12 protein-coding genes are annotated in these 11,898 nt (G+C 61.9%); 4 read left to right on the top strand and 8 right to left on the bottom strand.

Features of this window, described 5'->3' with window-relative positions; genetic code table 11:
* Window positions 1-122 precede the first annotated feature (122 nt).
* Together IYW40_RS06320 and IYW40_RS06315 are read right to left on the bottom strand one after the other, a co-directional pair.
* Complete coding sequence (locus tag IYW40_RS06320) at window positions 123-458, bottom strand: hypothetical protein (protein ID WP_196399869.1); 336 nt, start codon at window positions 456-458, stop codon at window positions 123-125.
* Between the two features lie 162 nt (window positions 459-620).
* Window positions 621-959, bottom strand: a complete 339-nt coding sequence (locus IYW40_RS06315) for a phasin family protein (RefSeq protein ID WP_196399868.1) — start codon at window positions 957-959, stop codon at window positions 621-623.
* Window positions 960-1,279: 320 nt separating this feature from the next.
* On the opposite strand from IYW40_RS06315, the gene IYW40_RS06310 reads away from it, so the two are divergent.
* Window positions 1,280-2,866 (top strand): serine hydrolase, encoded by a 1,587-nt coding sequence (locus tag IYW40_RS06310; RefSeq protein ID WP_348644246.1) that lies wholly within the window; start codon window positions 1,280-1,282, stop codon window positions 2,864-2,866.
* A 44-nt stretch (window positions 2,867-2,910) separates the two neighbouring features.
* Here the strand turns inward: IYW40_RS06310 and IYW40_RS06305 are convergent, their stop codons facing one another.
* Window positions 2,911-3,636 (bottom strand): DnaJ domain-containing protein, encoded by a 726-nt coding sequence (locus tag IYW40_RS06305; protein ID WP_196399866.1) that lies wholly within the window; start codon window positions 3,634-3,636, stop codon window positions 2,911-2,913.
* A gap of 11 nt (window positions 3,637-3,647) precedes the next feature.
* Window positions 3,648-4,355, bottom strand: a complete 708-nt coding sequence (locus tag IYW40_RS06300) for a VWA domain-containing protein (protein ID WP_196399865.1) — start codon at window positions 4,353-4,355, stop codon at window positions 3,648-3,650.
* A 118-nt stretch (window positions 4,356-4,473) separates the two neighbouring features.
* On the opposite strand from IYW40_RS06300, the gene IYW40_RS06295 reads away from it, so the two are divergent.
* A complete protein-coding gene (locus tag IYW40_RS06295; RefSeq protein ID WP_196399864.1) occupies window positions 4,474-5,064 on the top strand; it encodes a DUF2478 domain-containing protein in 591 nt (196 codons plus the stop codon).
* On the opposite strand, the gene IYW40_RS06290 is transcribed toward IYW40_RS06295, so the two are convergent.
* On the bottom strand, window positions 5,057-6,088 hold the full coding sequence (locus tag IYW40_RS06290) for an amino acid ABC transporter substrate-binding protein (protein ID WP_196399863.1): 1,032 nt from the start codon (window positions 6,086-6,088) through the stop codon (window positions 5,057-5,059). The two genes, IYW40_RS06295 and IYW40_RS06290, sit on opposite strands and share 8 nt — an antisense overlap.
* 75 nt (window positions 6,089-6,163) lie before the next feature.
* On the opposite strand from IYW40_RS06290, the gene metC reads away from it, so the two are divergent.
* Window positions 6,164-7,348: a cystathionine beta-lyase gene (gene metC / locus IYW40_RS06285; RefSeq protein ID WP_196399862.1), complete on the top strand. Its 1,185-nt coding sequence runs from the start codon at window positions 6,164-6,166 to the stop codon at window positions 7,346-7,348.
* Between the two features lie 75 nt (window positions 7,349-7,423).
* Window positions 7,424-7,777: a hypothetical protein gene (locus IYW40_RS06280; RefSeq protein ID WP_196399861.1), complete on the top strand. Its 354-nt coding sequence runs from the start codon at window positions 7,424-7,426 to the stop codon at window positions 7,775-7,777.
* A 152-nt stretch (window positions 7,778-7,929) separates the two neighbouring features.
* On the opposite strand, the gene amoB is transcribed toward IYW40_RS06280, so the two are convergent.
* The 3 genes from amoB to amoC all read right to left on the bottom strand — a co-directional run bounded on the left by amoB (window position 7,930) and on the right by amoC (window position 11,068).
* On the bottom strand, window positions 7,930-9,219 hold the full coding sequence (gene amoB / locus IYW40_RS06275; protein ID WP_175094612.1) for a bacterial ammonia monooxygenase, subunit AmoB: 1,290 nt from the start codon (window positions 9,217-9,219) through the stop codon (window positions 7,930-7,932).
* Window positions 9,220-9,290: 71 nt separating this feature from the next.
* A complete protein-coding gene (amoA, locus tag IYW40_RS06270) occupies window positions 9,291-10,061 on the bottom strand; it encodes a bacterial ammonia monooxygenase, subunit AmoA (protein WP_196399860.1) in 771 nt (256 codons plus the stop codon).
* A 230-nt stretch (window positions 10,062-10,291) separates the two neighbouring features.
* A complete protein-coding gene (gene amoC, locus IYW40_RS06265) occupies window positions 10,292-11,068 on the bottom strand; it encodes a bacterial ammonia monooxygenase, subunit AmoC (RefSeq protein WP_196399963.1) in 777 nt (258 codons plus the stop codon).
* Between the last annotated feature and the right edge of the window lie 830 nt (window positions 11,069-11,898).

Here is an 11,898-nt window from a genome sequence, read left to right as displayed (position 1 = left end):
GGATTCGGGCCGAAGTCTACAGTTTCGCGCTCCGTCCCGGAACTCCGGGTTCGCCGCTGTCCCCAGATAGCGTGAAAAGCTGCGCCCGCCCCGAGGTTTTCAAGTCTGGGGCGGAGAGCAGGCTATCGCTGTAGAACCGCGAAGCGGTGAACGTTAACGCCATATTCGGTAAGGAGCCTGTGCATCGCGGGAGAGAGGCGAACCACACGAGACGCGCTCAGATTAGAACTGCAGTCGTTCCTGAGGCCGACATATTTGGCGTGCAGCGAGTTCGCCTCGCTTTCGCCGACGGTTGAGCGGACCTGGTCAAGCACGGCGCTCACTTCGGCGCCTCCATATTGCTGGACGAGGGAACAGCCGATGCGCACATCCTGCGCCGTCGCGGGAGACAGTGCGGCGCTCAGAAGAATCGCGCCAAACAAGGCGCCGGCGGAGACCGCCGGCTTTCCATAACTCATGTGGTACTCCTAGGATAAAGACCGCCGTTCGAGCTTGCCAGAGACCACGGTCTCGACGAAGCAGCACGAACGACGCTCGGTCAAAAGCCCGGCGGAGGCGACCGCGCCTCCCCGGGGCTCATTTGTCCTAGCCGCGTTTTGGACGAACGTGTTTAGCGCCTATTACTCGGCAGGGCTATAGACTTTCGCCGCAGACTCGATCGGCTTGAACGCTTCCTTGGCGAGCGAGGCGTAGAGCTCTCCGAGCTTGGTCGCTTCGGCCAGGAAATCCTCGTAGGCGCTCTTGGCGAAATCGGACTGAAGCTGAAGCGCTTCGTCGATCTTCTTGACCGCAATCAGCTTTTCGGCCAGAACGCGGCTCTTTTCGAAGGATTTCTTGGAATAATCGGTGGTCTCGGCGGCGATGCTCTGCCAGCCCTTGGTCACCGCAGCCGCAGCGGCGGACACGGCTTCAAACTGCTCTTTGCCGAGCTTCTGAACGCTGTCGAAATTAGCTGCCATGGGTTCGTCCTCATGATTTTGGCGCAAAGGCGCCCTATGCGGCGCTATGCGCCCGCTCACGACTTATTTATATGCAATGCACAAAATAAAGTCAACGAAAATGTTGCGCCGCAATAAAGGCTGCGCGAGGCTAGCGCTTAACCCGCGGGTAACTGCAAGCCCTTAATCTACCAAATCGTCACTTTTGGCGCGGCTGGGCGGTTGCGTGAACAACAGTGAATTCAAGGGGCGCGTTTATGCTGAGATCGAGTTTGTCGGACCGCCTACCGCGGGCCCGCTCCCTCGCGGCAAGCTTTGCCACGATCACGATCCTCGTCACGATGTCGGGCTACGCGGAGGCGCGCGGCAGACATTATTTCCATCACCGCAGCGCTTCTGACGACCGCAATTCGGCCGTTCGGGCGCGCGCAAACGCCAATGGCGATCCTGTCATCGGCGAGCATCGCGGCTTTTCGGCCATCGTCGTCGACGCCAATAGCGGCCGCGCGCTGTATTCCCGCTCCGAGCATGAGTTGCGCCATCCCGCCTCGGTTACAAAGGTGATGACGCTCTTTCTTCTGTTCGAACAGCTCGAGAAGGGGCGGCTGCGCCTGGACTCGCCGCTGATGATTTCGCAACACGCGGCGGCGCAGGCGCCATCCAAGCTTGGCCTGCGTCCTGGACAGACGATCAGCGTCGACAATGCCATCAAGGCGGTCGTCACCAAATCCGCCAATGACATCGCCTGCGCGATCGCCGAGAACGTCGCGGGCGACGAGCATAGTTTCGCGCAGATGATGACGCGCAAGGCCCATGCGCTGGGGATGCGCAACACCAATTATGAGAACGCGTCGGGGCTCCCCGATCCCAATCAAGTGACGACCGCCTACGATCTCGCGCTGCTCGGTCGCGCCATCCAGGAGCGCTTCCCGCGCTATTATCGCTATTTCTCGACGCCGAGCTTCGCCTACAACGGCGCCCTGCATCGAAACCACAATCATCTTCTCGGCCAGGTCGAAGGGATGGACGGCATCAAGACCGGCTACACGCGCGCGTCCGGCTTCAATCTCCTGACCTCCGTGCGCCGTCGCGGGCATCACATTGTCGCGGTGGTGATGGGCGGTAAGACCGCCTACACGCGGGATCGCATCATGGCGGGGCTGATCGAGGAAAACATCGACGGCGGCTCTTCGGTAAGGACTGCGGCGGCGGTGAGCGAAGATCCGCGCGCCGCCGAGGCGCAGGAGCAGTTGGCGCAGGAGCGCACGCAGCGCGCCGAACGCGCCGCCGAGCGCGCCCAACAGATCGCCACGGAGCGCTTGGCTTATGCAGAGCCTCAGGACGACTCGGCTGCGGAGCCCGAACCGTTTGGCCGCCAGCTGAACGCTCCGGTTCCGGCGGCGACCATTCCAAGGCAGGAGAGCGCTGAGCGGCCAGCGGTTCGACCTGCTTTCGTTTCTGGCGGCCAGAAGCGAACGGCCGACGACCTGGATGCGGAACGCAAGGGCGCGTCTCCGAGCGCCAAGGCCCGCGCGGGCGCTACGCCAGTGGCCGCGCGCGACGGCTCCACGACGAACGGCGCGCGTAAGATCGAAATTACGCCCGTGTCGACGACGCCTTCAGCCGTTCGCGGCGGCGCCGCAAAAACGCAGCTCGCAAAGGCGGACGCCGCGCGTCCGGGGCGGCCAGGCTGGATGATTCAGATCGGCGCGACCGACGATCAGGAAAAGGCCAATCAGCTGCTCGTGCGCGCCCGCAGCCAGCTTCAAGGCTTTCCCGCGACCGCCAAGGCCTTCACCGAGAAGGTGCAGCGGGGAACTGAAACGCTCTATCGCGCGCGTTTCGCCGGGCTTGAGGAGGACACGGCGCAGTCGGCCTGCAAGGCGCTCAAGCGCTCCGGCTTCTCCTGCTTCACGACAAAGAACTGATCATGTCCACGACTTGGGACCACGACTACAGCGCGCAACGCGCGTCAGTGCTGGTGACGCCGCATGAGGACGTCCTTGGCCTCATTCACCCGGGCCGCAAGATCAGTCGTTCCGCCAAGATCTGGATGAAGCTTCTTCATCAGATCACGATGGGCGCGCGCAATGTCCGCCGCCGCCGCGCCGCGCTTGAGGCCGAGAATTTCGTAAGCCTCGTCTTCCGAAATCGCGCCTGCATGTCGCGCGCCGCCCTCGCCCGGACGAAAACCCCCCGAGTTTGCGTGCGTATCGCTTGCCGAACGCCAGCCGGAAAATCGGCGGTCCAGATAAGCCTCTAAAAGCCTGGCGCCGTCAGGATCGTCCCGGCGGCAAACGCCGTAGAGTTCGAGGAGCGCAGGCCGCGCCAGCGAATCAAGATGCACGCCTTCGTGCTGACCGGCCAGAACCACGCCCCGTATGGCGCCCGTGGAATGGTCGAGCTCCATTTCGATCATCGCCGATCGAACCCGCGATACGCCGCCGGCGCCGGCGCCCGCTTTGCGAAAGCCGCGCAGGGCGCCCCCGCTGAGGCCCATGAGCCAAACGCCAAAGCCCAAGAGCGCCATGCCGAGGTCGAGGCGTCCCCGCACCAAAAGCAATGCGCCAAGCGCCAGGGCGAGGAAGCCGCCCCCGCGCTTAAAAATCACCACCAATAACGCCGGCGACGTCTTCGTATAGGCGTTTAGCGCCACAATCGTCAGGAGCAGGGCGATCAGTCCGATCAGAATGGGCATCCCGTTTATCCTCAACCGATCTGAGACAGAAGCAGGCGCGCGGCGTCCCCGCCTTCTTCGGCGCGCCGTTCCAGCTCGCGTCTGCCCCCTACCGCGTAGGCCGCCGCGGCGGCGAGAAGCTCCGCTAAACGCCCTGGAGCCGTGGCGTCGAACGCCGCATAGGCGCCGCCCGTTAGGCGCGCGATCTCACGATAGGCGTGCTGTGCGCCCGAGTCCTGGCCCTCATGGAACATGAAGGCCTTGACGCCGAGCAGCCCAAGTTCGCCTGCCGTCGCCGCGAGGGCGTCGAGCTGCTCCTCCATAGCGTCGCCGATGTAAACGAGCGCGCCCACGCGTCCCGCGCGCGATTCGTCGAGAGCGTGGCGTAGAACCTTGCCGATCTGCGTGCGGCCGCCTCGACAGGCGATGCGCGACATCAGCGCGCCGAGCCCCTCGCCTCCTGAGACGAAGCGCGAGGCGCGGCATTCCCCGAAGCCGCGGAAGTAGACGAGCTGAACATCCAGTCCGCCCTGCGCGGCGGTCGTGCGGAACATTTCGCCCTGAATTGACTGGGCCATGTCCCAGGTTGGCTGTCTGCTCATTGTGGCGTCCAGCGCGAAAATCAGGCGTCCGCGCGACGCGCTCGTCGCGACGTCCTTTGCCTTGTCCAGGAAGGCGTCTATCGGCCCCGATTGCACAGAGCCTTGAGCTGCCGGCGGTTTAGGTGAATGTTCGCCCACTGCGGTTCACGTCGTTTTAATTGACGCTCTCTATCAAATCGGCCCTGCTCTCTGATAAACAAGAGGCTGGCGCGCAACCTGAAACATAGGCTCTTTCAGCGCGCCCGGCGAGGATTCGATGTCGGTCCCCAGCGAAGAATCTCATGTCTTGAACGGATCCGCGCTGACGGCCGCGACCGGATGGACGCGCATTGCGGCCCTGCCCGCTGAAGATAGCGTTCGGATCCAGTCCCTGATGCAGGCCTTCGCCGAAGAGCTGATGCGGGAGGGCGTGCGGGTCGGCGGCGTGACGCAGACGCGCGTCGCGGATTCATCGGGCCGCTCGGGCATCGTACTGCGCGACGTCGCCACGGGCGCCTTTTATCCGATCTCGCAGGACCTTGGCCCCGGTTCGGTCGCTTGCAATCTTGATACGAGCGAGCTGGCCCTCGCCTGCGCGGCGATCGAGCGCGCGGCGCGCGACGGCGCGCAATTGATCGTGATCAGCAAGTTCTCCAAACAGGAGGCGGCGCGTGGCGGGCTGTGCGACGCCTTCCGAGCGGCGATGACCGCGCGCGTTCCGGTGATCGCGGCGGTCTCTCCGCACTATCGCGACGAATGGCGCGCCTTCGCCGGGCCACTGGCGGAAGACATCGCGCCCGAGCGCCAGGCGCTCGCGGATTGGTGGGCGAAGCTTTGCGCCGGCTCGCCGGAAAGGACCTCTATCTGACCGGCGGCGCATACATCAGGCCGCCCTTGTTCCACAAAGCGTTCAGCCTGCGCTCCATGGCGTAGGGCGCGCCCTGCCCGAGATTGCGCTCAAAAACGTCGGCGTAATTGCCGACATGTTTGACGATGCGGTAGGCCCAATCCTGTGAGAGGCCGAGATCGTCGCCATGGGCGCCGTCAACGCCGAGCAGCCGCCGTATCTGCGGATTCTCCGACGACAAAGCGGCGTCGGCATTCGCCTTCGACACCTCCAGCTCCTCTGCGTCGATCATCGCGAACAGCGTCCAGCGGACGATGTTCAGCCACTGATCGTCGCCTTGGCGGACAAGCGGGCCGCGCGGTGATTTCGAAAGAATGTCCGGCAGAACCGCGTGATCCGCAGGCGCGGTCAAGCCGATGCGGACGCGATGCAGCGTGGAAACGTCAGCCGTCAGCGCTTCACATTTTTCCTCGTCATAGGCCTTGGCCGCGTCCTCGAGGCTCGGTAACAGCTTTGGATCATATTTCGCCTTGCGGGCCCGGAAAAAGTCGGCGACCGCGAGTTCATAGGGCGTGCCTTGCTCGATGCAGATCGACGCGCCGTCGAGATCCTGGACGGAAGCTAAGTTGCGCTGCCGGCGGACCAAGAACCCCTGCCCGTCATGGAGGAAGACGCCGGCATAGATCAGCTTTTGACCGGCGTCGCGCGCTTGGGTCCATGGCGAGGCGCTGACGAGCAGATCGACGGCGCCGGCCTGCAATGCGCCAGCGCGCTCTTTCTGCGAGAGTTCAACGAATCGCGCCTTGGCCGGGTCATCGAGGACGGCGCCGGCGACGGCCCGGCAGAAATCGACGTCGAAACCACGCCATTCGCCCGCGCCGTCGCGTTGAGCAAAGCCGGGCGTGTCGGTGACGCCGCAGGTCAGGTAGCCGCGCTTCATAATCTGCGCGAGCGTGGGACCGACATCCGTTTGCGCGTCGGCGCTAAGAGCGAAAAGCGCTCCGGCGAAGACCGCAAGGAAGGCGAAAGCTGTGCGGCGGATCATGGCGGGCTCGGCATCCGGCGGAGGATATACTACGGTCGCGCGGCGTTCACGCAAAGACGAGTTGTCAGAGGCGGCATGTCCGAAGAAAAGCGAAAAGCAAGGCGCAAATTAAAGCCCGCCACTCTGGTGACGCAAGCCGGCCGCGCGCCATTTGATCATTTCGGATTCGTTAATCCACCCATTTACCGCGGTTCGACGGTGCTCTTCCCGACGGTCGCCGCTCTCGAGGCGTTACGGCAGCCGTACACCTACGGCACCAAGGGGACGCCCACGACTCGCGCGCTCGAGCAGGGCTGGAGCGAGATCGCCGGCGCCGCGGATACGGTGTTGACGCCCTCCGGCCTTGCGGCGATCGGGTTGGCGCTTCTCACCGCCACGCACGCGGGCGCGCACGCGCTCATCGTGGATACCGCCTATCAGCCGACGCGGATCTTCTGCGACGGTCTCCTCGAGCGCTTCGGGGTCAAAGTCGACTATTATGATCCCTTGATCGGCGGCGGCATCGCCGCGATGATGAAGCCTGAAACGACCGCGGTGCTCGTCGAGTCGCCCGGCTCCCTGAGCATGGAAGTTCAAGACATTCCTGCGATCGCCGCGGCCGCCCACGCCCATGGCGCCTGTGTCATCGCGGACAACACCTGGGCGACCCCTCTTCTCTTCCCGCCGCATGAGCGCGGCTGCGACCTCGTCATCGAAGCCGGCACCAAATATCTCTCGGGCCACGCCGACCTCCTCATGGGGCTTGTTTCGGCCAATTCGGAGTGGGCGAAGCGCCTGCGCGCGACCTTCAACGCCTTCAGCATGGGGTCCAGTCCCGACGACGCCGCGCTCGCCTTGCGCGGGCTGCGCACCATGGCGCTACGGCTGCGCGAGCAGGAGCGCGCCGCGCTCGACATCGCGCGGTGGCTGGAGGACCGGCCGGAGGTTTCGCGCGTGCTGCATCCCGGCCTTGCGACGCATCCCGGCCACGCGCTGTGGAAACGAGACTTTGCCGGCGCCTCTGGCGTTTTTTCCATTATCCTCAAAGCGACTTCAAAAAAGGCGGTCGCCGCTTTTGTCGATGGATTGGAATTGTTCGGTATCGGATTCTCATGGGGCGGCTATGAAAGCCTTGTCCTGCCTTTCGACTGCTCTTCTTTCAGGACGGCGACGCGCTGGACTGCCGAAGGACCGGCGCTGCGCTTCTCGATCGGACTGGAGGATGTCGCTGATCTGAAATCGGATCTCGAGGCGGGACTGGCTCGGCTCCACGGCTTTTGAAGGCGGCGCGCCGCAGCGCATTCCAGGTTTTCGCAGTCCTTATCGTGAAAAGATGTCTTGAAGAGGAGAAGCAATATGGTGGCCGTTTCCAGGGTTGCTGCCTATGTGGCCGTCTGCGGTTTTTTGATTGCGGGCGTCGCGCCGGCGCGAGCGGCCAGTGGTCAGGAGTTTCCGAACTCCACATGCGCCTGCAAGTCATGTGGCCAGAACAAGTCCGACGTCATCGGCAAATGCCCCGACGTCTGCAAGGACAAGACGGTCTACGACAAAGGCGACAAGGATGCTCCCCCGGCAGGAGCCAAGAGCCGCTCGGGCAGAAAAGACAAGACCGCCAAAGTCTCCGAACCTACGGTGTTTTGTAAGGCTGCCCGCATGAAGCTTCCGAAAGGCTGGATGCGCGCCGATCCGCCGCCGGCGAAAACGCGCTAATCCAACGCATCTCCAGGTAGGTCCTCATTGCGGCGCGAGGGTCGCGCCGCCTTGGCGATCGCCTAATCGCCATGCAAAATGCCCGCCCAAGAACTTGGGCGGGCAAGGTTTTGTTGCGCGCTCGCAGCGAGCGCGCAACAACGCTTGGAGGATTAGAGCGTGGCTCCCGCCTGGAACTTCGGAATAACCGGGCCGCCGATTTCAGCTCTCTGACGCTCGCCAGAGGGGCTGAAGAAGAACAGCAGTCCGCCAAACTGGCTATCGGTGTCATAGGCGAGATCGGACAGGCGTTCGATGTCGAAGCGGGCGTCCTGAACGATCACTTCCAGGTCGCGAGTCTCGCCGGGCGCGATCGGGTTGGGATCGCTCACGGAAAGGCCGCGGTCGGCAAGCAGATAGTCAGGGAAATCCGGCCGCGTCGTGAAGACTTCCGGATTGAGGAAGCGCAGACCGGCGGCGGTGAATTCGCCGAGCCGGATCGGCTCCTTGCCATTGTTGGTCACCTTCGCCCTGATCCGCAATTCGCGGCCCGGCACCGTATAGGAGCCGCCCTTGAATTGAACGGCGACGGTCGACCGCGGCTCGTCGATCGGCGAGATGCCGGTCAGCAAGCCCGCCTGCATCGGCAGCGTGCGCGGGAACTCCCGGTTGGCGGCGGCATAGAAGACGAGCACAGCCAAGAGAACCGCGGCAAGGGTGATCGCTCCGATCCGCTTTTCGGATTGACCGATCAGCTCGCGGCCCTTGCCGGCCTTGACCTGCCAATATCGGACGATGATCCCCTTGGTCATGAACCAATAGAGAATCCAGGCGGCGGCGGCAGCCATCCAGAAGAAGTGATAGATATAGGTCCAGGTGATCCCATAGGTTTCGAGATCGATTGTCGAACCTTCGAGCAGCGTCACGGGATTGGTAAAATCCTTCATGTCGCCCTTGATGGTGATCCACTGGCCCGGACCCACGATCGGGCCGCCGTCCTTGACGTTGATCTGGACATGGACGTGATAGCGGCCTTGTCGGCGCGCTTTCAGGACGATCTTGTATTCATAGTCCTTGCCGACATCCATCGAGAAGGTGCGCGGCACCGGCACTTCGCCGACGAAGGCGCTCTTGCGGATGAGCACCGGTCCCGGCTCGCCGACGTTGAGAAATGATTCGCCGGGCCTGGCGACGGCTTGCGGCCAGCCGGAAAACACATGCACCTTTCCGGTGAGCTCCATCTCGTCATTCACATTGAGTTCGGTCTTCGACCATTTGACGTCATACCAGTTGAGCGTGCGCATGCGCAGGAAGGCCTGCTGCGAACGTTCGCCATGCGCGGCGGCGGGAGTCGCCGCCGGCAAGGTCGTTAGCGCGCCTGCAACGGCCAATCCGAGGATCCAAAGGCGGACGACGCGGGCCGTCGCGCATTTGGCCATCGATTGCAAATTCAAGCTTTTCATCTGGAGTTACTCCCTTGCATTTTTTCGCCGCCGGAGCCGTCGCCGGCTCCGGTGAAATTGCGCGTCGCGTCCTAGACCTCTTCGATCTCGATATATTTCGTCGTCGAGAACCATTTGCCCACGTTCCACCACAGGAAGTAGACGAGCATCGAAATGAAGCCGGAGAAGAAGGCGGCGACCGGAACCACGTCCTTGCCGAAGGTGCGCAGCGTGCCGCGCTCGACCATGCGGATGTATTCCGGGGTGCCAGTGCGGACGTAGTTGAAGCCGATGAGGTCGGCGAGCGTGAGCAGCACGCCGTCGATTTCAGTGGCCTGATGATATTGCGCCAACACAGGCCAGTTGATCGGATAGAACAGGAGGCCCCAGCCAAGGCCGCCGAGGAGCGCCGTGACCAGCCAGCTGCCCGAGATCATCAGCACGATGTCGAGCCAGAAGCCCATTGGAATGAGCGCCGACGGAAACACCAGATTGATCGGGAAGAAGGTCCAGCCCCAGAAGTTGTCATAGCGGTTGATCCACTCGCCAATCAGCAGGGCGAGCACGACGGTCGTGGCGCCGATCGGCAGTCGGAACCTCGTCCAGAAGAAGGACTGCGAGGCCGCGGCGAAGCACATGGCGACGATCGGCGTCACCGTCGGCCACATGCGTCGATCTTTGAAGTCGATCCAGAAGTCCCAGTCGCCGGCGAGCAGCATGTAATGGATGTGGAAGGAGCCGAGCAGCACGGCGAACAGGATCACCAGCAGGATCCAATCGGTCAGAATGACGCAGCCGAGAAACTCTTCTTTCGATTTCCAGGTCTTGCCGGCTGGCGAGCCGGTTTCAGTTGATGCCGACATGTTTTCCTCTCTCAGATTGATCTTGCTGAAGGAAAGCGGCGGTCCCGCCCGGCCTTCGCCTTTTGGTCGACGGCCGCTTTCCGTTTCGATGCGTTGACGCGCGAAGGTTGATGCGCGTTAGAGCGCGCTGCGAAAAAGTGGGAACCGTTTTTCGCTTAGAGCGCGCTCTAAACTTTTGGACTCGATCACGTTATTTGCGTTTGGGCGATTCCGCCCAAATGCAGCGTGATCTAAAGCGCGAGAGCGTCCTTCTCGTATTCCTTGCTGAGTTCGATCACGCGATCGAGCACCTGGCGCGCGACGCCGAAAACGGCGAGCGCAAACCAGCCGAAGAACACGAAGCCCCAGTGCAGCGGCGCCGTGAACAGCTCTTCCATGAACCAGAAAGTGTGGCCCCACTCGTTCAGGCCGATGTTCGGGAAAATCATGAACGGCCCGGCGAAGAACATCAGGAAGGCGAGCGAGATTCGCTTGGAGAATTGCGGGATGCGCGTATGCGCATACATGAAGGCGCCCCAGCCGCAGATGATGTAGATCGGATAGCTGAGGTAGAACTCGAGGATGTGGCTTGGCGTGAAATCGGTGTCGCGAATGACCGTCTGGTGCCAGGTGCCATCCTGTTCGGTGAAGTAAGAGGCGCCCCAGTAAACCGAGAAGGCGTAAACCGCGAGCCAGCCGATGAGCGTCAAGATGCGGCGCATCTCCTCGCGCGGCGCGACGGCGTCGATGTTGCGGTCGCGCGTCTTCCAGAGATAGCCGCCGATGGCGCAGAAGGCGACGAACTCGAGCGGCAGCTCGGTCCACATCAAATTCATCCAATAGGTCTGGAATTCCGGCGCGAAAGAGTCGAGGCCGGCCTTCCATCCAAAATATTGCTCGTAGATTCGGATGCCGACATAGAACACCAGCATGACGCCCATCGTGATGTAGGCGGGCTTGAAGTTCACGATCGTATCGACTTCGCCGGCTTGTGCGGCGCTCACGGCTTTATCTGTCGTTTGATTCATCATTGCCTCTCCTCTTTCGGGCTCGAGACGCAATTGCGGTCCCGATTGGCGCTGGGCCTCCCATTGCTGCGATGTGCGCCGCGCAAGGCGCCCGTCTCGCCGCGTGAAGCGGTCAAAAGAGCGCTTGCGCGATGACCGCTCGCGACGTGCGCAAACCCGCGGCGGCTTTCACAGCTGGGGGAACCCTATCACGTCGAACACTGTCAACGTCAAGCAAAGTATAGTATTCAGCATGCGACAATTTGCACCATATGCTGTTTAAAATCTCATTTTATTGCTACAAATATTGAGACTTAAGTTTTGTATATAATTGATACCTGAGTTTGTTGGCGCGGTTAACCAGCTTTTGATGTATTATAATATGAAACAGCGCCATCTTAGAATGATTTAAGACTAGATTATAGTCAAACTTGCGACATGTTGCCGCAAGTTAAACCTATTGTGCGTCGAGTTGAATCGTTGAAAATCGAAACAGCGCTGAGCGACAGCGTCCGCCGCAGTCTATGGAGAGGAAACGGATGAAAACTTTGCACTCGTTTAATGAACTTGGCTGGGTCGCCTTTTGGGTCGCCTTCTGCGTGTTCATCTTCGCAATCTTCATTCCGACCGTGAACCGAGCCCTCAACCTTTAACCGCCCTCCCCGGCGCGAACGATCGTCCCAACTTGATCTCCCTCGAGTTGGGACGATCCCTGTCCGCGCACGGGGCCGCGGAGAGAGCGAAGACGCAGGGGCCGAATTGCATGCGCATCGCCAAAATGTCGCGCCTCACAGGCAAGATATTTCGATACGAACCAATGTCTTCGACCTGAACGATCACGCCGGATAGGA

This window comes from Methylocystis sp. H4A (assembly GCF_015709545.1).
Classification (GTDB): Bacteria; Pseudomonadota; Alphaproteobacteria; order Rhizobiales; family Beijerinckiaceae; genus Methylocystis; species Methylocystis silviterrae.
Note: the sequence above shows the minus strand (reverse complement) of the source record. Positions and strands in the feature narration are given on the sequence as shown.